A 22,847-nucleotide genomic window follows, 5' to 3' on the forward strand; every position below is an offset into this window, starting at 1 on the left:
CGTACTATTTCTGGTTTTTCTTTTTCAAGCAGGAGTAGACTATCTTTACTTCTGAAGATTTCTAGATTAAACATAGACCCCACCTCTTTCTATTTTACTTTAAACAAGTGTTTTAGTAAGGTTTTCATTCACCTTACGTTCATAATATACTACATTAGTCAGAAAAGGTCAAGGGTTTTGACTTTAATTGACCAATATTTTTTAAAAAGCAAAAACACCCTGAAACATCAGGGTGCCATTCTTACATCAAATACAAAATTGCTAGGGTCAGGAGACTTGCTAGAAGCCCCACTCCCCAAAAGAAGAAGTCAACCTTCCACTCGCTCCAAGGATTTCCTTTACCAGACAATCCTCCAAGTTCAAAATGGTGATGCACAGGCGTCATACGGAAAATACGTTTACCACCTGTCAGTTTGAAATAGCTGACTTGCATCATGACCGAAGTTGTTTCAAAGACATAAACAATTCCGATAATCAAGAGAGTCCATTCTTGGTGGAGGGCCATAGAGATAGCTGCCAGCATTCCACCGAGAGCCAAACTTCCCACATCTCCCATAAAGACCTTAGCAGGCTTATGGTTAAAGACGAAGAAAGCAAGCAAACCACCAATCATGGCAAGAATCACTAGAAGAATATCCATCTGACCTTGCACATAGGCAATAACTCCATAAGCAGACAAACTAATCACAACGGAAATACTAGCTAAACCGTCAATGCCGTCTGTCAAGTTTACTGCGTTTGAAAAACCGACTAGCCAGAAAAGAGCGAAGACAATATAGAAAATCCCTAGATGCACTTGGTAACCAAAGACAGAAAGCATATCTCCACCGCGCTCATAGAAAAGGTAGAAAATGACGCCACCTAGAAGCTGAAGAGCCAATTTCTGTTTGGGATTAAGTCCCTCATTGATTTTTCGGAAGACCTTAAGGAAGTCATCTAAAAATCCGATTAAACCATAAAGAACCAAGATAAATAAAATCATACCGACATTATTGCTGAGTTGATTACTAAATAGGGCGAAAAAGAAAGCAACTAAAACAGAAGCAATTAAGAAAACCAAACCTCCCATTGTAGGAGTCCCAGCTTTTGCCTGGTGCTGTTTGACATCCTCATGCATTTGCTGGCCTGTAATTTGCGCCTTTCTATAAAATTGGATAAAGGCCGGAATTCCTACTAAAGTTAGTAAAAATGTCACAATTCCAGCACTAATAGAAATAAACATATTAGTCTCCTAAAGTTAATTTAATTTTTTTAATGTTTTTGATAGCTGTATTAGTCCGAACATCTTGCTTCTGAACGACGGAACCTGAACCTTCAAATTCCAGTTCAATATCCAACCATTTAGCAAAGGTCTCGGCAATCTCTTTTTTCCAGCCATACATGTCTGGAATTTCTTCTACCTTATCCGATAAAAGGAGAACTTGTTGGTTTGGTGCAAGATTGGTCCCCTCTTCTACAGATGATTCTTTAATCTTTGTTCCAGTACCTACAACGATTGGTTGCACAATATTTCGGCGTAAGGCTTCCGCCAACTCACCAGGTGAAATATCCTTGATGCTAGGCATTGCATAAGAAGACTCTGTCGTAACTTTATCTAAATTCTTGGCTGGAGATTGAAGATTGAGAGATTCTTTCATAGCTGAAGCCCGCTCCAAGATTGGGTTGGCAAATTCTCCCAACTGGATACCTGAATAATGTTCAGGTTGTTGAACCGTTACATACAAGATAAAATCAGGATTTTCAGCAGGGTTCATAGCCACAACCGAGAAAATGTAATTGGTCGAACCAACTAAGTAGCCTCCATTTTTCTCGTCAGCGATTTGAGCCGTACCAGACTTGAGGGCTACATTTTGTCCTGGAACATTGACAGTTGGTTTCCCTGTCTTATGATTATACATAGTTCCATATACTGGATCGGTACCGACTAAAACCATATGCGTTCGCGTCAAGCTCGCTGCATCTTTAGACACAGGATTTCCCACAACTTCTTTTTGTGATTTCCGAGCAGTTTGATCATTTGGATCATACAAGGCCGTAATAAATTTAGGCTCCAACATAACCCCATCATTGGCAATGGCTGTAAAAGCACGTAGCATCTGGGTCTGCGTTACAGAAATCCCCTGACCAAATGCACTCATGGCAATATTAACAATATTATCTGCAGGCAATTGACCTGAATACTCATCAGTCAGACCAAAACGCGTCGGAACCCCAAACTTAAAGCGGTTTAGATAATCCAACCAAGTAGCATCTCCCATTTTTTGTTCAAGTAGACTCATTCCAACATTACTGGAGTGAGCGAAACCTTGTAAGAAAGTCATCATCCCACCAGTCGTCAAACCCTCATTAACATCCCAATCTCGAATTGTCGCATCCGCTATTTTTAATTCACTACTATTGAAGTATTCTCCACCTGGGAAGGTATTGTTATCAATAGAAGCTGCTAGCGTCATGACCTTCAGGGCTGATCCTGGTTCGTAATTACTTTGATAAAGAATATCACGCCAAACAAAGTCTTTGGTGATACCATCCTTAGTATCTGCATTAAAGGTAGGTCGTTGGGTGGTAGCAAGGATTTCACCGGTCTTTGCACTGACCAAGGTCGCGGTCATATACTTACCTTTTACTTTTTCTAGAAAGGCATCCATCTGAGTTTCCATGAAAGATTGGAGCGGGCTAGACAATGTTGTATAAACATCCTTGCCATCCACAGTTTGTTGCGACACCTGTTCTGTTCCTGGTACGATATTTCCTACACGGTCTTTTTCATAGGTAATAATACCGTCTGTCCCAGCAAGAATGGTATTTAACGAACTCTCCAGACCAAAAGTTCCTAATAAACTCTTACTGCCGTCCTCATTTTCATGAAGTTGGGCTAACCCAATAAAACTAGAAGCAAATTGTCCATTTGGGTAGCTTCTGTTAGGGCTAGTTGTAAAGTCTATTCCTTCCACACTAGCATCTTTCAAATCTTTTTTAATAGCCATCATATTGGCATAGGTAATCCCATTTCCTTTTGCACCAAAGGAAACCTGGGTCAGATTTGGTTGAGCCAATTGCTCTTTCACATAAGCTTCATCCATATCCAAATACTTATGGAAGACTTCAGCTACCTTATTAAACTGCGAATCCTCTACATAAAGAATTTTTCCAGTTGCTGACTTGTATTTTTTATCAATAACAGCATAGACGTTATAGGAAGTCGCATCTTCAGCAATAGGCACTCCATTTCGGTCATAGATAGTCCCACGTTTGGCAGGAACTGTTCGAGTGGTTTGGTGAACCTTTTTAGCCTCTTTTACCAAGTCAGTACCAAATATATTACCTTTTGCGATAATATAAGCAAAATTGGCCAAAAAGAGGCCGAAAAGGGCAACAGCTACAAAGCTGAGGTACTTGCCAACTATCCTACGGTTTTCTGCTGGAGATTTACGATTTTTTACCGCAAATCGGGTTATTTTTTCTGTCCATTTCATATCTTACTCCGCTGTTCGGATGTTTTCATTATTCAATTTCAAATCTTTTTTATCTGCAATTTCTTTCAAGCGCTCTGAACGAATCAATTCATTCACTTCCTGCTTGGCATCGTCCAGCTCTGTCTTCTTTTCCTCTATCTGCGCATTGATTTTTGTCAAATCACTTTGCACTTGCAAGAGTCGTGTCTGCATAAAGATAATGCTCACTGCTAAAACGAGTGCCGTAAAAGCGATGGAAAGATAAAAAGCCTTCTCCACACGTGAGAATTTTTTTATACGATTCTGCAAGAATTGACTGGTTGTTTCTTTCTTATCTACCATTTTTCCCTCTTACTTGTGAATTTTTCTGGCCACACGCAACTTAGCTGAGTGCGAGCGGTTATTGGCTTCTAATTCTTCTGCACTTGGCAAGATTGGCTTACGGGATACCAATTCCATCTTGGGCTTGAGATCATCTGGGATGAAAGGCAAACCTTTGGGAACTTCCACAGTTGAAGCTTCCTTGAACAATTGTTTGGTCAAGCGGTCTTCTAGTGAATGGAAGGTAATCACTGAAATTCTACCATCTAGAGCCAACATCTCCATAGCCTGCTGGATGGATTCATCTGCCGCTCCCAGTTCATCATTGACTTCAATTCGAATAGCCTGGAAAATCTGCTTGGCAGGATGGCCCTTCTTCTTGAGCTCCTTGGCAGGTTTGGCCGACTTGATAATTTCTGCTAACTCAGTCGTTGTCTCGATTGGCTTGACTTCACGCGCTTGTTCAATCTTACGCGCAATCTGTTTAGAGAATTTATCCTCACCATACTTGAAGAAAATACGAACCAAGTCATGATAGTCATAGTGATTCACCACTTCATAGGCTGTCAGACTAGCATCCTGATTCATGCGCATGTCCAGTGGCGCATCCTTTTTATAAGAAAAACCACGCTCACGCTGGTCCAACTGAGGACTAGACACTCCTAAGTCATAACAAATTCCATCAATTTCCTGAACACCAGCTTCGCGCAAACGTGCCTGTAAATGACGGAAGTTATCCTTGATAAAAGTCACCATTCCCTTTTCAATGTAAGGAGCCAAGCGTTTTTGCGCGTTGTCAATGGCATTCTGGTCCTGGTCAAAGGCATAGAGATGGCCTTTTTCACTTAATTTACTTAATAAATATTCGCTATGGCCCGCTCCACCCAAAGTCGCATCAACGTAGATACCGTCAGGCTTTACGTCGAGCATATCAATCGTTTCGTGGAGTAAGACCGTTACATGATGAAATTCTTTTGTCATATCTTATCTATTTTACCACAAATCTGACTAGCTTGCACTAGTCAGACAAATAGGTCAAAAAAAGTAAGATTTCTTTAAGAAATATGTCAAATATGCTTGACATCTACTCCATAGAAGAATATAATATAGTCAAATATATACGACACAAATCAGAAAGGAGTCCAGATGAATCGTGTGAAAGAATTTCGCAAGGAACTGGGCATTTCCCAGCTCGAACTCGCCAAGGATATCGGTGTCTCGAGACAAACCATCAATATGATTGAGAACGACAAGTACAATCCAACTCTGGAACTCTGTCTCAATCTCGCCCGCAGCCTCCAAACTGACCTAAACAGTCTCTTTTGGGAGGATAATTTTTAAAAAAGGAGCCAACTCATGAAAAAAGAAACCTTTACTGAAAAACTGATCAAACGCACATACGGCATTTCTGAGCCCCTTGACGAATACAAGCGGCGCGAGGCCGATCGTATCGGTAACCAAGTCTTTATCATCCTCTTTTATCTGATGATTTTCGGAAATCTTATTCCACTCGTTCTAGCCTATAAATTTCCTCAACTAGTGGCTCTGGTCTATCCTCCTCTGATTTTAGTGATTGCCCTCATCGCTGCTGGCTATGTCACCTACCAAATGAAAAAAACAGGGATTACAGCTATTGATCCGGATATGCTGAGTGAGAAAGAAAGTAAGCAACTACACTACCCAGGTCTTAAAGCAGGTTTGTTCTTTGGTCTATGGATGTTTTTTATAACTCCTCTTCTCAATCTACTCATAGGTGAAAGTCCGGACTATTTTAATTCTCTTCTCACTATAAGAAATGGTGTATCAAGCATTCTCGGTTCTATCTTCTTCGGAGCAAGCATACAGTTCCTCATCTCCCGTCGCATTGCAAAAGCTAAGAAAGATCAAGATGAGGATTAGGAGGTACCCTATGAAATCATTACTAACTTTACTATTCAGTCATATTTTTGTCAGCATCTTTATTACCTTCGTCCTGTTTTCTGGACATATTACGCGTCCTTTCTTGATCATTTTCCTTTTATTTCTTCCTTTGCTGAACAAGGGACAAATACTTCAGAAAATCCAATCCAAAAAAATACGCCTTCTAAACGTATCTCTCTGTTTTATTCTCGTATCCTTCCCACAACTTTTAAGGCGTCCTGCAGATTGGAGATACCTAGTATTTATAACAACCTGTATCATTTTTAGCTTGATTTACTTCTATACTTTCTATCAACTCGTTAAAGAAGTCAATCAAAAACCACTCATTTAGGAGGTTACTAGCATGAAAAAAGAAGACTTAACCACTCGCCTACTTCGAAATCTCTTTCACATTCAGGGCCCTTTTGATGAATGCCGACAAGAGATTATCTACAAGGCTTGTGCCCGTTCTATGGTTCAAATCGTTTATTCTTCCTTCTTTCTCTTCTTGTTTTATCTGTTATTTGGACGCTTCATAGAAGTGGTTCGCTATGCTATGCCCTATGTTTACTCTGGACTCATTTTTTTCATTACTTTAAAAACCCAAAGAGCCGTCCAAGAGCTTCATCTTGAAAAGGATGACAAATCAGAAATCATCCTCAAGACCTACAGCAAAGCCCAAATCAAATTCCGAAGCTGGATTGTGTTTATCGGTATTCAGATCGGCTTCTTTACCTTACTCATCTTTCATAAAGTCTTCGTTCAGCAGATGTCCTTTTCAGATTTTGGGAAGTTGCTCATGCAATTCGATAAAAGTGGTCCTTTCCTAATGTATGGCCTGATTATCGGTAGCATTTTTGGAACTCTGACCTACGGATTTCTATCCCTACAGGAGGAGAAACCTCCTAAAAATACCAAACAGAAGGAGAAAAGCAAGCAATGACTTCACTATACGATTTTTCAGTCTTGAACCAAGACAAGCAAGAAACTTCACTAAATGCCTATCGTGGTAAAGTTCTCTTGATTGTCAACACTGCTACCGGATGTGGGTTAACCCCCCAGTACAAAGGGCTGCAAGAACTCTATGATCACTATCAAGATCAGGGGTTTGAAATCTTGGATTTCCCTTGCAATCAGTTTATGGGACAAGCACCAGGCAGCGCAGAGGAAATCAACACCTTCTGTAGCCTACATTATCAAACCAGCTTCCCACGTTTTGCCAAGATCAAGGTCAACGGTAAGGAGGCAGATCCCCTCTATGTTTGGTTGAAAGACCAGAAATCTGGTCCACTGGGAAAACGAGTCGAATGGAATTTCGCTAAGTTTCTCATCGGTCGTGATGGGCAGGTCTTTGAACGCTTCTCTTCAAAAACAGACCCAAAACAAATTGAAGAGGCCATACAAAATCTACTATAACTCACAATCTCACTATGATTAGGTTTCCTTTAGCCTGATGAATAGTGAGATTTTTTGATGGGCTTTGACTTAAATAGAAAAACACCCCATGATATGAACCATGAAGTGTTGTAAAAATGATACATTCATAGCAGACAAGGCACTACTGACTGCTATTCTTGACTCCTGAGTATGTATAGGTCCTATTTCTGGGACACGCTTTTTCCGTTACCACTCTAAAATAAAAACGATGCTCCCGCCCATCCTTGGCATTTTCCTTGTTTAAGACAAAATAGTTTTTCTGATTCATCGCCATGGTTCGTAGGATGTCATCAATCAAGAAAGTCAAGGGTACGTTCATGGCAGAGTATTTTTGAAAATCCTCTTCAAAATGAATATAGTTATCTGAAAAATAATCCATCTGCAGTTTGTTTTCATACAGCTCTTTTCTAGTCATAAACTCCCTCCTCCCACAATCGAATTTCTAGGATATCTGCAACATCTATCAACCTATATCCCACGTTTGTCCTAATAGATAGAGTATGAGGCGATAACTCTCTCACCACACCGATGATAGTGATTTTCTGCTTCTTTTCCTTTAGCACAAAACTTCCCCTAAGTTGGCCAACATAAAGCTGAGAAAGCAAGTGCAACTTATCATCTGGAGTCAAATCCGTCGAAAAATCAACACGGTTTTTTTCTTCACTGAGCGAACTAGTGTGTTCTGAGAGGTAAAATCCCATCCACTTCTGCATACCTGGATCTTGATAATCTCGCGCGGATTGAAAAGGTAAATAAGAACGATCAATCATTTTAATCCATCTAATCCTCCAGCAGAATGTCCCCCAATCAGCTTGCTTCTAGCAAAACTCCTAGAGGCTTCTTCCAGTGCATTGGCCTTTAAGAGAGAAGTGAAACCAAATTGTTCCCGAATGGAGTCAATGGCCGTCTGGAGCCTTTCTTCTTTTTCTAACTTGTCAACATCATCAAAGAGAGATATCAAACCAAAGGAATCGTCTACAAAGCCTGAATAGTTAACTCCGACACTTCTGACCGCTCCAGAAGTGTATTTGTTATGAAATAACTTCAAAACATAATTCGTTAAGACAGCTGTATTATTGGTCGGTTCGACCTTCATTTGTGTGTGAATAGACGACCTGACCTCCTGTTTAGAGAAACCAACATAGATAGAGACAAGGGTTGTTTTCTTGCCAGACCTTCTCAATCTAATAGCCACCTGCTCCGCCATTTCTCGAAGAATAATTTCAATATCCCGTAGCTTCACGTAGTCTCTCGGCAAGATTTGAGAATTCCCCAAGCCCTTGGATTTGGCCTTATAGGGCTTATGAACATTGCTCTCATCAATCCCGTTAGCATGAAACCACAAACGCAGACCAGCCTGACCCAGTGCTTTCTTTAGCTGGTCGGGATTGCTGGTTGCTAATTCCTTGATGGAAAGAATCCCCAGAGCATGCAAGCGTTTCTCCATCCCCCTGCCAATCCCCCAAAAATCCGTCATCTTGGGAATGGACCAGACCTTCTCTTCCACATCCTGATAAGACCAGTTGGCCCTCATGGTCGGAGTGTGCTTGGCCTCATTATCCAGAGCCAACTTGGCCAGTAAGGGATTGGCATTGGACATACCTACTGTAGAGTAGATCCCTGTCTGCCTCCAAATATCCCTCTGAATACGAGCAGAAAGCATATCCAGCTTGTCTTTGCGAGAGAGACTCTTGTCTGAAATGAAATAATTAAGTGAACTAGTCAGGTCAATAAAACCCTCATCGATAGAGTAAGGATAAATATCATCTGGACTGCCATAGTTTTGAAAGATTCGCTGGATTTCCATATTGGTTGCAATGTACTCGTCCATTCGAGGAGGGACAATCAAGGTCACTTGAGCCCAATCTTCGATGTAGCGAACATAGTCCGAGTCAGTCGGTAGCCCTTGCTTTCGAGCATTGTAATAGGAAAATTTTCGCGTTTTAATATCAAAAGGCAAATCGTAGGCCCGACCAACATTTGACTTGCCAAAAATCTTCTTAAACATAGGAGAGGAGGCTAGGATAAGACCAGTTGAATTATCCGCGCGACTCATGACACAAAGCGAGGTTTTCAGCGGATGCAAGCCCCTTTTCACACACTCAACACTGGCATAAAAGGATTTCATATCGACAAAGGCGATGTCACTTTTAGGCTCTCGGGAATAATCGAAGTAGCCCATAGGCTAGCCCTCCATCGGCACAAAGTTCCCAACGATAATCCCCACAATCCGAGGATCTTCCTCATAGGAGATGAAAATATCTTTATATTTAGGATTGATAGAGACTAGACGCAAGCCATCTTCCTCTCGATAGACCCGTTTGATATAGGTCTGGTTGTTGCAAACCACTGCATAAACCGCCCCGTCATAGTCAAATCCTGTCTCTCGAATCAGAGCTACTGAACCATTTTGGTATTTAGGTTCCATGGAGTCCCCAGACACCCATGATGCAAAATCATGAGCCAACTCCTCATTAAAGTAAACCGTATCAAAATTCTGATCATCATAGACCGAAGCTCCAATCCCTGCTGACATGCGTTCATAAACACGATACTCGTAAAGTCGCTCTGGCATGGTCACCACTTTCTGGGCTTGTTCCTCTTGAACCAGGTTGCGAGCATAGAGAACAACCTTCTCCTTCCCTTGCTTGGAGAGGCTATGGTAGAGACGGACAATCTCGATCTGAGTAAAATATCCTTTGGGTACTTTTAAAATGTTCTCTAGCTGGGACACCTTCTCCTTGGACGGTTCCTTGACTCCACGTTCCCAAGCCGAGTAAGCCTGAAAACTAATCCCAAGTTGCTCTGCAATTTCCTTCTGTGTCAGTTTTAACTCTTTTCTCCGAGCCTTTAATTTTTCTGGCTGATACATACTTCACCTCCTATTATGATGCTTTAATGGACATTATCTCCCTTAGAAAGACTAATATTTAGTTGAGTTACTTTTCAAAAATCAACCATTTTGGTTTAATTTTATTATATAAAAAATGTGGACAAATGTCCACTAGGAAAATCAGAAACATCGTGAGTTTTATACTCAATGAAAATCAAAGAGCAAACTAGGAAACTAGCCGTAGGCTGTACTTGAGTACGGCAAGGCGACGTTGACGCGGTTTGAATTTGATTTTCGAAGAGTATTAATCAAACTAAAAGGACTTAGCCCTATACAATACAGAACTAAATCCTTTGAATAAATAATTGATCTAACTGTTAAAATTCCTACAGAAATTCCAGTTTTTCTCTATTTGATACCAGACATTAGTTTTTCAATACGTGGAACGTAGAAGAGTAAGATAATACCGAATACAATCGTAATTCCTCCAACAATTCCATAGTAAGCCACTTCAGTTTCGCTTGTATAAAATTTTACAATTTGAGCATTGATAGCTTGGGCAGCTGCATTACTCAAGAACCAGATAGACATCATTTGTGCTTGGAAGGATTTTGGTGCTAGCTTAGTAGTGACTGATAGACCAATAGGCGAAATCAACATTTCCCCCACAATCACAATAGCCCAACTCATAATCAACCAGAAAGGACTGACCTTAACATCTGTCCCAAAGAGCATTCCTGGTAACATCATCCACAAGAAGGATAGACCTGCTGCTAATAAACCGTAAGCAAATTTCTTAGAAGAGGACGGTTGCTTTTTACCCATTTCCCCCACAACCATGCAAAAATCGGCACATAAATCATAATGAAAAGTGGATTGATACTTTGAAAAATCACCTTTAAAAATTTGCTCTTGTTTCGTTTAAAAATGTTTCAAACCTTGAAACATACTTATCCTTTCCTCTTCAGTAAACAAAAACACCCCTATACCAAGCTTGTAGCTTGTAGCTAGTGCAATACAAGTCAATAAGCATAGAGATGTAAAACTATTACACATTAAAAAATAAATAATTAGTAATTAAATAATAGAAATTGTGTACGAAATTTCTCAATTAGTTTTCATTAGTAAATATCATTTCCAACAAACGCCCTCTCAATTCCTTATCCTGATGATGCAAGATATTCATTAACTCATGAGAATTTTTGGCATTGATGAATTGATTTAACAATCTATCTTTTAATTCATATGGAAGAGAAGCCGTCTTTAGTAGTCTAAAAACTTCATCATTTAAAGATATTGTTTTATTATCTTTACATTCAAATCTAGCTGTATCATTCTTATTTGGCAATTCAATTATAGACACATTCGTTCCTTTAAAATGAATTCTATGTTTTCTATTGCTTGGAACGATACTAGAATCTCCTAGTAATGTTAACTCTACCATCCCCATTTCCCAATCGATTGACAATCTTGTTTTATATCTTTGACCATTTTGATCTTCAATCATTTCAAAAGAATGTTGTTTGCCTGGGAATACATACCAATCTACAACTTCAGGTAAATCAACACCCATATCTATCTCAGAACCAACCAAGGGAATGATTGCACCACTTTTTGCAAACACAGGTATCATCGAAATGTCTCGATAAACACTTAACTTCACACCACCTGTATATTTTTTCTCTGAAAAGAAGTCATACCATTCACCTTCAGGGAACCATACATCCACTTTTGCAGATTGGAATGCCAAATCCATCTTTTCTACAATGGGAGCCACCATCAGTTCTGTTCCAAAAAAGTATTGATTTGGAACATTATAACTCTCATCATTCTCTGGGTAGAAATAATACATTGGGCTGATTAATGGGGCACCTTCCTCGTGTGTCTTTACATTCATAGTGTATAGATAGGGAATCATCTGATGTCTCAAACGAAGGTATTTCTTCATAATCTTAGATGTTGTTTCTGAAAAAAACCAAGGTTCTTTACTATTAAAGGGACTTCTAGAACTATGTAATCGAGTTATCGGACTAAAAACGCCAAACTGTAGCCATCTGGTTTGTAGCTCTTCGTCATAATCCCCTAGCATGTGTCCACCGATATCATGACTCCACCAACTATAACCGATATTAGATGCTGTCGCTGTAAAATAAGGTTGAAATCTTAAGGAATTCCAACTAATAATAGTATCTCCTGAAAAACCAACAGGGTAGCGGTGACTACCCGGCCCTGCATATCTTGATAAAATCAAACCACCTTCTGCATTTTTACAACTATCCTGATAATGATAATGGTTTAAAAGCCATAGTGGATCCAACATCCCTTGAGTCCCTTGTTGCCAGTCAATCCACCAAAAATCTACTCCCTGCTTTTCTAGCTCATAATGAACATCTTTAAAGTAGGATTCCCTAAAAGAGGGATTAAAAAAATCAAAAATAGCAGGTTCTTCTAGTTCTACATTTAACCCCAATCGTTTGGCGACTCGAGGATAAGCTTCTTCATAAGCCCGGATACCATCAGCAGGATGGACATTTAAAGAGAGTTTTAACTTTCTATCATGAAGTTGTTGCAATAACTGTTCTGGATTAGGTATTAAGTTTTTATTCCAACTATATCCTGTCCAGCCACTTCCAAAACAGGCTGGAATGTCAGTTATATGCCAATCCATATCTAACACACCGATAGATAATGGAATTTTCTCTGTTTTAAATCTGTCTATTAAATCCAAGTATTCATCCGACGTATAAGGCCAATATCTACTCCACCAATTGCCTAAAGCATATCTTGGCAACAAGGGTGTTGAACCAGTCAAATGGTAAAAGTCTCTGATTGCTCCTCTATAATCATGCCCATAGGCAAAGAAATAGAGGTCAATTTGATTTTCTCTCTCAATATAACCAGACTGTTCATCCCAAATAAATCCTTGAGAATCATCCAATAAGGCTATACCATTTCGGCTAATAATTCCATCTTCTAACGAGATTGCTCCATCTGCCTCATCCAGAGTCCGAGCTGTTCCTTTTAATGTTTCAATAGATTCACCAAAATACCAGCGACTACCATATACAGCAAAATTTCCTTTTAATTCTATAAATAGATTTTCGGCGTTAAATTCTCCTTTATTAAAGTGCAGATGAAAATAGTCCGTCATAATATCTAGTACGTTTGATGTCTCGATATAATCTAACGAAACTTGGCCAAAATCTCTATTATAGATAAGTTGTGTCGTTCTATCCTCAAATCTTCCAGTTTGAGAGTATTCTAACCTTACTAACTTGTCTGTTAATACAGAGATTCGATAAAACTCTCCCTTAAAAATTTTCAATTTGTTTCCCTCCTCTTATTAAATCTCTTTACTTTATCAAACATTTTATTCGTTACCATTACATTCATCAATCCACAAAAAGCAAATCCTCCAAATGTAAATACGTAAATAGCTGTTAAAACTCGTTCTGGACTACTAAAACTCATATACAGTACAGAAATATTAAATAAAACCAACATGATAGCTTGCATTGGATTTAAAATACAAATTAATACGCTATTTACAATACTATTTTTTAGATTATCTTTAAATAGACCAATATAGGGAAAAACAACACTCATAAAAAGTATTATAACAAATAAAAAGGGCAACACTAACAATAAACTATACTCTGAAAATAAACTTGAATAGCCCCAAAGACAATAGTTCACATATAAAAGTAATTCTATTAGGAGGATAAACAACCAAATAAAAGTTGACTGTTTAAAATTTCGTCTAAAGATCCGAAAATAATGATAAGCAATATCGGTATCTTTACCTTTTAAAATACGATACCACATTGTCGTAAGAGAAGTTAATGATGCCCCAATTGTAACTATTGGAATACAACTAACAATAAATAGAGTATTTAAAATAATTAAATCTGTCAAAAAAGTTAAAATTCTAACCACTTTTCCATCTAATGAAAATAATTTTTGCATAATATATTCTCCATAAAATCAATCGTCTTAACTCTATATTTTAGAATGTCAGTTGCACAAAAATATTACCTAAATTATTTAAAAAACATTTCCAAATTTCTTTAAAAATTAGAATAAAGGAAGCGAGATAATTTGACGTTATCAGTCTCGCTTCCTGTAATTAGCTAGTCCCTTGTTTATACAACCAAGAGTTCATATAAAGTATTACTCTTTTACTTCTTTTTGGTAACGATTATATGCTTCCTGTTGAATCTTCATAAATTCGTCCAATCCCATATTCTTAAGAGTTTCTTTGTATGAGTCCCATTCTTTTTCTATGCCACCTTCAACTACCCATTTAGATGCTTGTTGTTTGACATAGGATTCAATGCTAACATAGATTGATGATAATTTGTTAAGTTCTTCTTGTGAATAAATCACATTAGGGTAAGCTGGCAACGCAAATTGTTTCAAATCTTGGTCCATCTTCAATTTCAATCCATCACCTTGTGTTTGATCGATTTCTACGCGACTATTGATATCATCGCTTACGTATTTAGGACCAAAATCTCGAAGTGAATTAATCCATGCCCATTCATCAGCTGATTTACCATCTTTAGGAGGTAACACTTTAAACTTATCACCATTCTTTTCAGTAGCTATTCCAAATGATCCATAGAAATTCTGAATACTTGCTTCATCTGTATATAATTTATCCAACCATTTCAATAATTTAGCAGGGTTTTTGCTCTTATTTGTAATCAAAATTTCATTTCGACCATAGTTGTAATGATCTGGATCAGAAAAGACATATTGTTTACCATCCATACCTTTTAAAGCAGGTAGAGCAATATACTCACTTGAATGTAAGCCAAACGTTGCATCTGCTGTCCAACCACTAGAAACACCTACTCTAGATACTCCCTTATCCATACGTTTTGCTACACTCATAGAGGTATCTTCTGTAAAGATTTCCGGATCAATCAAACCTTTTTTATAAGATTCGTGCATTGCTGCAATCCCTTGTTTATAACTTTCTTCTGTACGAAGGTAGACTGGTTTTCCATCTTTTACAGACATTTCATATGTATTATCTGCCCCTAAACGATTATTGAACGGAAGAATATATGAGAATGTTGGATCAAAGTTTCCTGCTCCGAATGGAATTTCATCAGAAGCGTCTCCATTTCCGTTCGCATCTTTATCCTTAAATTCTTGTAGTACTTTTACTAAATCATCATAAGTTTCTGGAACCTTTAATCCTAAATTATCCAGCCACTTTTTATTAATAAATAGCTGATTAGCTACAGTAGGACGCATCGGTAATTTTTTAGGTAGACTGTAGATATGACCATCTGGTGAAGTAATCATAGCTTTAATCTTAGGTTCTTTCTCCATAGCCTTAGTTAAATTTGGCATGTTTTCTTTGATTAAATCTTCCAATGGAATAAATAAAGATTGGTTCTGAGCAATTTCTGAATCTGTAAAAGCATTTGAACCTAAAAATGCATCTGGTAAATCTCCACTAGCAACCAACACAGATTTCTTATCTGCCCAATCTGCAGCTACAAGTGTATCCCATTTAACATCGATACCTGATTCTTTGGCAGAATCAGTTAGAAAACCTTTATGATAATCTTCCCCCCAGTCAGACCAACGAACAGTTGTGATTTTATAAGAATCTTCTCCAGACTTATCATCCTTATTCGCATTATTAGAATTTGCACAGGCTGTTAAGCCAGCAAGTGTAACTGTTCCTAAGAACAAATATGTAAATGATTTATTTTTCATGTTTTTCTCCTATTCTTTCAACGCGCCAATCATTACGCCTTGATTAAAATATTTTTGAACAAAGGGATATAGCAACATTATCGGAGCGGTCGAAATAACAATTGCTGCATATTTCATCATATCGGCTTTGATACGAAGATCTGATGCAACTTCTCCTGTTGCTTGCGATTGTAACATTTGATTACTAATTAGTAAACGTCGTAAAATTAATTGCAATGGTTGTAAATTTTCATTCGTTAAATAAATTAAAGCATTAAACCACGAATTCCAAATACCAACTGCGGTCCAAAGTCCAATAACTGCTATAATAGCTTTTGATAAAGGAACGACTATCTTAATAAAATAACGAATTGTACCACATCCATCAATTTGCGCAGCCTCCCACATCCCGTCTGGAATACTATTATTAAAGAAAGTTCTAGCAACAATAATATTGTATGATGAAACTGCAAAAGGTATTACCATTACCCAAAATGTATCAATCAAGCCTACATTCTTTACTGTTAAGTAGGTAGGAATCAAGCCACCTGATACAAACATAGGAATAATGTATAGAATGCTCATCCACTTTCTACCAACTAATTCTTTTCTAGATAAAGCATAACCAGCTGGAATATTGACTACTAAAGCAACTAAGGTACCAACAACAGTATATAAAATGGTATTTAGATAGCTACGCAAAAATAAAGGTTGTTGAATAAGACGTAAATATCCATCTAATTTCCATTCTCTAGGAATAAACCATACCTTCCCATTTGCAACATCTGAAGGATTGCTAAAAGATGCAATCACTACAAACCATAACGGATAAACAATTAACAAGATAAGGAAAATTGCTAAACCATAGGTAACTATATCAAATAATAATTCAGAGTTTGTTTTTCTTGATTTATGAAACCATCTCACTTTAAGCACTCCTTCCTTTAAAAAAGACCCGTTCTAGTATATCTTTTTGAGAACCAGTTAACAGATAACAAAATTATTAGATTGACTACGGTGTTAAATAACCCTATAGCTGTCGAATAACTATACTGAAAGTTCACCATACCAACTTTATAAACATAGGTCGAAATTATCTCACTTCCTGCTAAATTAAGAGGATTCTGTAATAGTAACACTTTCTCAAACCCTACACTTAATAAACTACCTGCTCTTAATATTAGTAAAATCATAGCAGTCGGCAAAAGTAATGGTAATTCTATATGCCGAATTTTTTGTAATCTAGAGGCACCATCCATAGTTGCAGCCTCATAATATGTAGGATCAATTGCAGAAAGGGCTGCTAGATAAATAATACTATCCCAACCTATATGTTGCCATACATCACTCCAAACATACACACCTGCAAAATTAGTAGGTTTTGATAAAAAATCTGGAATAGTAATTCCAACAGACTTAAATACATTCGCTAACAAACCGCTAGTAGGAGATAAAAATAAGATAATCATCCCACACATAACCATTGTAGAGATAAAATGGGGTAAGTAAGTTGTCACTTGAAATATTTTTCTAAATTTCCCAACTCTTAACTGATTACTAATGATAGCTAGTATAATAGGTAAGGGGAAACCTACTACAATACTATAAAGTGAAATTTTTAATGTATTGAACATAGTTGTCCCGAATTGGAATGATGAGAAAAATTGAGTAAAGTACTTAAACCCTACCCACTGACTAGCAAAGATACCATTGGCTGGTGAATAGTCTTTAAATGCAATAATTAATCCCAACATGGGAATATAGGAAAATAAAATTAATAGCAATATTGAAGGAAAAAGTAATATATATAACGGAATACTATGCTTTAATTTTATTTTATGAAGTTGAGATGCTACTTTCATTTTTTTCCTCCTATTTGTTTTTCTACGATTATTTTACACCATATAGAATTCCCTTAATATAACTTTTTGGACTAGGTTTATCAATTTTTCAGTTTTTTAATTTTAAAAACTATTACTTTTCCGACATCTTGATAAAACATATCTGTTTTGTTACATGATATCATATTTTCAAAGTGCTATAATTTTAATAGGAGACTAGTATATGAAATTAAATCACGACTTATCAAAAAAACATTCCATTCATTTTTTCTTTAAACTCCTACTTGTACTACTATTGATAAATATTTTAATCAATATTGCTATGAGTAACATAACCAGAAATTTTATTAAAAACCAAAATATAGTACACCTACGTAGTTCAATTGAAATTTATGCTGATTCTGTTAATGAGAAATTGCATTCTGTAGAACGCTTTATGTACTCAACAATAACGCATAATGAATCTTTAGAGAAATTAAATCATGTACAAACGTTTCTTGAGTATCAAGAAAATCTTAAAAAAGTTCAAACTAGCTTTACAGAGTTTGAATATCAAAATGAAACTCATATGACATTCTTATTAGAAACCGATAGTACTGATCATTTTATAAATGTCTCCAATCTTTATATTCCATATGAAGATTATCTACTGTTAAAATCAAATCTAAAATCATTGCGTAGTGATATAAGTGACCGTAAATGGAAAAATGTAACTACTAAAAACAGCGAATACTTAGTTAAATCTGTTCATTACGAAGGAAAAATCATTTATGCCGTCATATCTTCAGAAGATATCCTAAAACCTCTCAATAAACTTAATATTGGTAATAATGGCAAACTCTCCCTAAAAGAGCCTAACAATATACCGTCCGCTAATTACCTAATTCATGCCCAAAATGAAAAAACGCATTTACCCTTCGATATTTATGTTTTAGTCGATTATGCCGAAGTCTTTAGAAATATCACACTCTTAGAAGTATTTTTATCAGCCGTTCCTATCATTATCACAATTTTATCAATCATCATTATCCTGTATATTCGTCAGTGGATGATTAAACCTATAACAAGACTCACTGAACGGCTCTCTCAATTTGGGGGCTCCATCCCCCCTTCTGAATTTTTTATATCTGAAGGTATACTAGAAATTGATAAGGCAAATGATAAACTTAATAAAGTAATATTTGACATGCAAGAATTAAAAATACGGGAATACCATTCACAACTAGAACTTAAGAAGATAGAACTTAATTATCTTAAGAACCAAATTCGTCCGCATTTCTACTTAAATATGTTATCAATGATTCATAGTATGCTTCAAACAAAAAACTATAAGGAAATTGAAGAATTAACTATCCTAACTTCAAATTATCTCCGTCATTTATTTATGGCTAATCAAGATTTTTCAGAACTTAAAGATGAAGTTCAGCATATTAAAGATTATTTAGAAATACAACGAATTCGATATGGAAATAGCATCTACTTTTCACTAGACTACAATTCTGATTTACAAAATACTCTTGTCCCATCATTACTTTTACAAACATTTATTGAAAACACAATCAAACACGGTTTTTCATTTCAGAATTTATTTACAATTTTGCTATCGATAAAAAAAGTAAAAACTGAGAACTCAGATTATATTCAGATTTGTATCGAGGATAATGGTCCAGGTTTCTCTGAAGAAATTTTATCAAAACTAAATCAGAAACAGTCTCTAATAACAGAAGATGGACATCATATTGGGATCACAAACACCATCGAACGTTTAAATCTTCTCTATCCTAATGACTATAGTATTGCATTTGAAAATAATGAAGAAGGTGGAGCTAAAATTCTTTTACTCATTCCATACAAGATTATAGACGGAGGTTATAATGAACATTTTATTAGTTGATGACGATCGCTTTATCATTGAGGCTTTACGAGAGAAAATAAATTGGGATAAACTACACATTGACATTGTTTATGTTGCCTATAGCCTCACTCAAGCTCAAAATATTATTAGAGAGCATCCTATTGATCTTATGATAAGCGATATAGAAATGCCTCAAGGCAGCGGCCTCGAACTCTTATCTTGGATTAGAAATGAAAAATATGATATAAAAACAATTTTTTTAACCAATTACGCCGACTTCAACTATGCTCAAAAAGCAATTGAATTGCAAAGCTTCGAATACTATCTAAAACCCATTAACTTTGAAAAATTAGAATTTATTATTCAAAAAGCCATTAGTAAAATTGAGAATCATAACTTAAATGGAAAAAATGATTCGCTTTTACAAATAGAAGATAATTTCTGGTATGATTACCTTAGAAAACCTCAAATTTCTCGCATTGATGAGCTAGAAATAATAGCAAGCAAACAAGATTTTATTCTTCAAAAACACCAGTATTTTTTTCTTGCAGTTTTAACAATCAATCTTAATGAAGAAGATTATTCTGCAGAAACTCCATCATGGACTTCTCAACTAAAAAGAGAACTTCAAAGAATTTCACAACCTTCTTATAAGCTGATAAGTTTGTTCAAGATGGAAAGCCAGGTTGATCAATATGTTTGTCTCTTTAGAGTAGACTCATCCAAACGTAGTGACAAATTGGCATATGAGATTCATTCTCAAATTTCTAATAACTTTAGTAAATACTCAAACATTATATATAAGAGTTGCCATAAAATATCCGATGTTTTATTTCATACCAAAGAACTCTACACTTATAATGAACAGTATGTCTCTTATTGGAATACTATTATATGTGTTCCACATAGTTTCCCAACTTCTTTCAAAACAGAAACTCTTTCAATTACGTTTTTAGATAGCTTAAGCGAATATGAATTAAGAGAAAAAATTAATTCACTCGTCTATAATTCTCAAATCCCTACTTTCACGCTACAACAAATTTTACTAGATTGGACTCAACAAATAGGAATATATCTAGATCAAAATGGAATTTCAGCACATAAATTATTCCAAAATAGCACTCATGATTTCTTATTCCAACGACGCTTTCATTCAATTGAATCATTTCAGGATTACTTTGATTATTACTGGTCACATGCTAAGAAATTTGCAACAAACATTGAAAACCAGAAAAATAGTATTCAACGCATCGTCGAATACATAGATCATCACTACTATGAAGATATAAATCGTTCTATATTAGCAGATATGGTTTATCTCAGTGCAGATCATTTAGCTAGAATTTTTAAAAAAGAAACTGGAGAAACTCTTGTTAAATACATAACGGATAAGCGCATTAATGCTGCTAAATCTCTCCTATCCCAAACAAATATCTCGATATCACAGGTATCTTGTCAAGTAGGGTATGATAATTATTCTTACTTTACTAAAATTTTTAAACAAAGGACTGGACTTTCTCCTGGAGATTACCGTAAAACATATCAAAATAAAATGTAAGCAATTTAAATCATTGAAATGATAAGTAAAATTCAAGATTTGTAGTAATTTTTGAAATTCTACAGTTTTTCCAAAGATAAGTTAAATGATAATTTTTTAGATTATCATCAGCACAATATCTTTCAGTCCAACATAGCTCCAAAAATTTCTTTAAAATTGTTGATAAGGCAACTTCTTAAAAAGTCAGTTTGAAAAGAAAATCCAGTAAATATTTCTAGGATAAAACGTATACTATCAAGCTTTTACTGAACAACCTTGATCATATGCGTTTTATTATGGAAATATTTGCTTCATTTTCTCCTGAAATAGAGTTTATTCTATCCTATTTTCTCTTTTTCTAATGACTTACTTCAGGTTCTTTCCTCTTGGAAAAAACAACAAAGATATGAACTAGCAAAGTTTGGCATCATCAGTAATCCAGAACAATTTGTTTTTACATATATCGACACAAAAGGAAACATCAACAAGCCTTTACATGCTGACTATCTAAACAATAAAATGAAAAATATCAGAAAGCGATATAAAGAACTAGCACATGTTACACCTCATAAACTGCAACATACAGGAACGACACTTGCAAAACAAGCAGGACTCTCACTCGAAGCTATTTCAGAAGCTTTAACTCACAGTGATAAAGAAGTAACTAAGACTTATGTCAACACTTCAAATGTCATTCCAATGGCTGTTGGAGAGATTGCTTATCGCAATCTTAAAAAGTAATGGTGTGAATTTTACTAAAAATCATCAAAAAAACACCCCATGGTGTGAACCATGAAGTGTTGTAAATGCTGTATTGTAGCTGGTTCTTAACGTTTTGAGAACTGGCTAGCTTTACGAGCTTATATCTTAAGATCTGGTTTTTCTACATTATGATATTTATGGTAAATTATCACTGAAATCAAGTTCTTTTAAGAGATAAATCCTCAATTTTTACATATATAATCCTTTTAAAAATCAAGAGGTTATCACTTTTTAGTTTTCGGAGCTTATGTAGTTGAGAAAGAAATACAATAAAATTAATAATACAACATCCCCTAACAATTACTGACCGTTAGGGGATATTTCTATTCACCGAATATATTTTACATTCTTGTATTCATTAACTTCGTCAAAGATCATTCTTCGTCTTCTTTTTTACTTAAAATGAAGAAGCCTAATCCAAAAAGAATTGAACTTGTTGCTACAGATAAGAGTCCTAAACTATTTGCCGTACCAGTTTTCGGCAAGGTTGTTTGAGTTTCTTTCTGTTTCACTTCATCTTTTTCTGGTTTAGCATGTGTTTCATTTGTAGAAATATGAAGAGCATCTGGAGTCTGTTCAGGTTTCACATTATCATTTGTTTGAGTTACTCCTGAAGAGGCAACTTTTCTAAAGATATGTGTAACTACTTCTCCATTTTCATCTACTTCAGTTCTTACAAATTCATAACCTTCGATTTCACCATGTTCAAATGCTTCATTTTCCTCACCTAATACTTTAGGAGTTTTCGCATCTGCTGGTTTCAACTCATTACCGTTTTCATCAACCCATTTAGTAATAATCAGTTTAACTTTTGGTAATTGAGCTGGTTCTGGAAGTTCACCATTTATAGCAATGTTCCCATTAAACTCTGAGAACTCATGAGTTGGTGCATCCGGTGTACTTGTTCCACCCATAAACTCAGGAATATCTACACTTGGTGGTATGATGAGGTTTCCATTTCCATCTACACCAGTCGATCCAATTGGGTCTGTGTATTCTGGCACTTCACTTATTGGTGCATCCGGTGCGTTTACACCTCCTGTGAAGTCTGGTGCTTCTGGTTGTGTTTCTGGAGTGCCTTTAGCATTTATTTGACGGACAGTCAGCTTCACTTCAACTTCTTCGCTTGTGCCATCTGGGTAACGAACGATCACTGTTCCGGATACTTCGCCTGGTTGTCCTACGGCTGTAT

Annotated in this window: 21 protein-coding genes and 2 pseudogenes; 8 read left to right on the top strand and 15 right to left on the bottom strand. The window is 36.2% G+C overall.

Translation table 11 applies throughout. The features are described from left to right. Positions 1-241: 241 nt before the first annotated feature. Genes mraY through rsmH form a run of 4 tightly spaced genes read right to left on the bottom strand, consistent with a single transcriptional unit; the run spans position 242 to position 4,757 of the window. On the bottom strand, positions 242-1,222 hold the full coding sequence (gene mraY / locus N8M16_RS08630) for a phospho-N-acetylmuramoyl-pentapeptide-transferase (protein WP_125443781.1): 981 nt from the start codon (positions 1,220-1,222) through the stop codon (positions 242-244). A gap of 1 nt (position 1,223) precedes the next feature. Continuing rightward, complete coding sequence (gene pbp2x / locus N8M16_RS08635; RefSeq protein WP_261070015.1) at positions 1,224-3,476, bottom strand: penicillin-binding protein PBP2X; 2,253 nt, start codon at positions 3,474-3,476, stop codon at positions 1,224-1,226. Positions 3,477-3,479: 3 nt separating this feature from the next. Continuing rightward, complete coding sequence (ftsL, locus tag N8M16_RS08640; RefSeq protein WP_000227824.1) at positions 3,480-3,797, bottom strand: cell division protein FtsL; 318 nt, start codon at positions 3,795-3,797, stop codon at positions 3,480-3,482. Positions 3,798-3,806: 9 nt separating this feature from the next. Continuing rightward, complete coding sequence (gene rsmH / locus N8M16_RS08645; protein WP_000159402.1) at positions 3,807-4,757, bottom strand: 16S rRNA (cytosine(1402)-N(4))-methyltransferase RsmH; 951 nt, start codon at positions 4,755-4,757, stop codon at positions 3,807-3,809. A gap of 165 nt (positions 4,758-4,922) precedes the next feature. Between rsmH and N8M16_RS08650 the strand changes: the two genes are divergently transcribed. Genes N8M16_RS08650 through N8M16_RS08670 form a run of 5 tightly spaced genes read left to right on the top strand, consistent with a single transcriptional unit; the run spans position 4,923 to position 7,091 of the window. Further along, complete coding sequence (locus tag N8M16_RS08650; RefSeq protein ID WP_001082471.1) at positions 4,923-5,117, top strand: helix-turn-helix transcriptional regulator; 195 nt, start codon at positions 4,923-4,925, stop codon at positions 5,115-5,117. Between the two features lie 15 nt (positions 5,118-5,132). Continuing rightward, positions 5,133-5,675: a DUF3278 domain-containing protein gene (locus N8M16_RS08655; RefSeq protein WP_261070016.1), complete on the top strand. Its 543-nt coding sequence runs from the start codon at positions 5,133-5,135 to the stop codon at positions 5,673-5,675. A 10-nt stretch (positions 5,676-5,685) separates the two neighbouring features. Continuing rightward, a complete protein-coding gene (locus N8M16_RS08660) occupies positions 5,686-6,027 on the top strand; it encodes a hypothetical protein (RefSeq protein WP_261070017.1) in 342 nt (113 codons plus the stop codon). Between the two features lie 12 nt (positions 6,028-6,039). Next, on the top strand, positions 6,040-6,618 hold the full coding sequence (locus N8M16_RS08665) for a DUF3278 domain-containing protein (protein WP_000711244.1): 579 nt from the start codon (positions 6,040-6,042) through the stop codon (positions 6,616-6,618). Then, on the top strand, positions 6,615-7,091 hold the full coding sequence (locus tag N8M16_RS08670; RefSeq protein WP_261070018.1) for a glutathione peroxidase: 477 nt from the start codon (positions 6,615-6,617) through the stop codon (positions 7,089-7,091). The genes N8M16_RS08665 and N8M16_RS08670 overlap by 4 nt, the downstream gene beginning before the upstream one ends. Positions 7,092-7,233: 142 nt before the next feature. On the opposite strand, the gene N8M16_RS08675 is transcribed toward N8M16_RS08670, so the two are convergent. The 10 genes and pseudogenes from N8M16_RS08675 to N8M16_RS08720 form a co-directional block, all read right to left on the bottom strand. Then, the gene (locus N8M16_RS08675; RefSeq protein WP_261070019.1) at positions 7,234-7,527 is read right to left on the bottom strand and encodes a DUF5960 family protein; all 294 of its coding nucleotides are present in this window, start codon (positions 7,525-7,527) and stop codon (positions 7,234-7,236) included. After that, positions 7,520-7,882: a hypothetical protein gene (locus N8M16_RS08680; protein ID WP_261070020.1), complete on the bottom strand. Its 363-nt coding sequence runs from the start codon at positions 7,880-7,882 to the stop codon at positions 7,520-7,522. The genes N8M16_RS08675 and N8M16_RS08680 overlap by 8 nt, the downstream gene beginning before the upstream one ends. Next, positions 7,879-9,294, bottom strand: coding sequence for a Y-family DNA polymerase (locus N8M16_RS08685; protein WP_261070021.1), 1,416 nt, complete (start codon positions 9,292-9,294; stop codon positions 7,879-7,881). The genes N8M16_RS08680 and N8M16_RS08685 overlap by 4 nt, the downstream gene beginning before the upstream one ends. Positions 9,295-9,297: 3 nt before the next feature. Next, positions 9,298-9,984: an XRE family transcriptional regulator gene (locus N8M16_RS08690; RefSeq protein ID WP_261057148.1), complete on the bottom strand. Its 687-nt coding sequence runs from the start codon at positions 9,982-9,984 to the stop codon at positions 9,298-9,300. Positions 9,985-10,353: 369 nt separating this feature from the next. Next, positions 10,354-10,835: pseudogene (locus tag N8M16_RS08695) on the bottom strand (POT-type proton-dependent oligopeptide transporter); the annotation flags it as partial. A 221-nt stretch (positions 10,836-11,056) separates the two neighbouring features. Further along, positions 11,057-13,270 (bottom strand): glycoside hydrolase family 31 protein, encoded by a 2,214-nt coding sequence (locus N8M16_RS08700; protein ID WP_261070022.1) that lies wholly within the window; start codon positions 13,268-13,270, stop codon positions 11,057-11,059. Then, the gene (locus N8M16_RS08705; RefSeq protein ID WP_261034589.1) at positions 13,267-13,911 is read right to left on the bottom strand and encodes a YesL family protein; all 645 of its coding nucleotides are present in this window, start codon (positions 13,909-13,911) and stop codon (positions 13,267-13,269) included. Before N8M16_RS08705 ends, N8M16_RS08700 begins: the two co-directional genes overlap by 4 nt. A gap of 204 nt (positions 13,912-14,115) precedes the next feature. Continuing rightward, positions 14,116-15,681 (bottom strand): type 2 periplasmic-binding domain-containing protein, encoded by a 1,566-nt coding sequence (locus tag N8M16_RS08710; RefSeq protein WP_004256278.1) that lies wholly within the window; start codon positions 15,679-15,681, stop codon positions 14,116-14,118. A 9-nt stretch (positions 15,682-15,690) separates the two neighbouring features. Beyond that, on the bottom strand, positions 15,691-16,587 hold the full coding sequence (locus N8M16_RS08715; protein WP_001267167.1) for a carbohydrate ABC transporter permease: 897 nt from the start codon (positions 16,585-16,587) through the stop codon (positions 15,691-15,693). Between the two features lie 17 nt (positions 16,588-16,604). Beyond that, on the bottom strand, positions 16,605-17,522 hold the full coding sequence (locus N8M16_RS08720) for an ABC transporter permease (protein WP_000861541.1): 918 nt from the start codon (positions 17,520-17,522) through the stop codon (positions 16,605-16,607). A 202-nt stretch (positions 17,523-17,724) separates the two neighbouring features. Here N8M16_RS08720 and N8M16_RS08725 point away from each other — a divergent pair, with 202 nt between their 5' ends. From N8M16_RS08725 to N8M16_RS08735, 3 genes and pseudogenes are all read left to right on the top strand, one after another. Then, positions 17,725-19,395, top strand: a complete 1,671-nt coding sequence (locus N8M16_RS08725; protein WP_261070023.1) for a sensor histidine kinase — start codon at positions 17,725-17,727, stop codon at positions 19,393-19,395. Then, positions 19,376-20,914, top strand: coding sequence for a response regulator transcription factor (locus tag N8M16_RS08730; RefSeq protein ID WP_049544446.1), 1,539 nt, complete (start codon positions 19,376-19,378; stop codon positions 20,912-20,914). Before N8M16_RS08725 ends, N8M16_RS08730 begins: the two co-directional genes overlap by 20 nt. A 354-nt stretch (positions 20,915-21,268) precedes the next feature. Beyond that, positions 21,269-21,634 (top strand): annotated as a pseudogene (locus tag N8M16_RS08735) (tyrosine-type recombinase/integrase); the annotation flags it as partial. 395 nt (positions 21,635-22,029) lie between these two features. Here N8M16_RS08735 and N8M16_RS08740 read toward each other — a convergent pair. Then, positions 22,030-22,847: SIALI-17 repeat-containing surface protein (locus tag N8M16_RS08740; protein ID WP_261030990.1), on the bottom strand; the 818-nt coding region annotated here is incomplete at its 5' end.

The organism is Streptococcus mitis, assembly GCF_946188375.1.
Taxonomy (GTDB): Bacteria; Bacillota; Bacilli; order Lactobacillales; family Streptococcaceae; genus Streptococcus; species Streptococcus mitis_CX.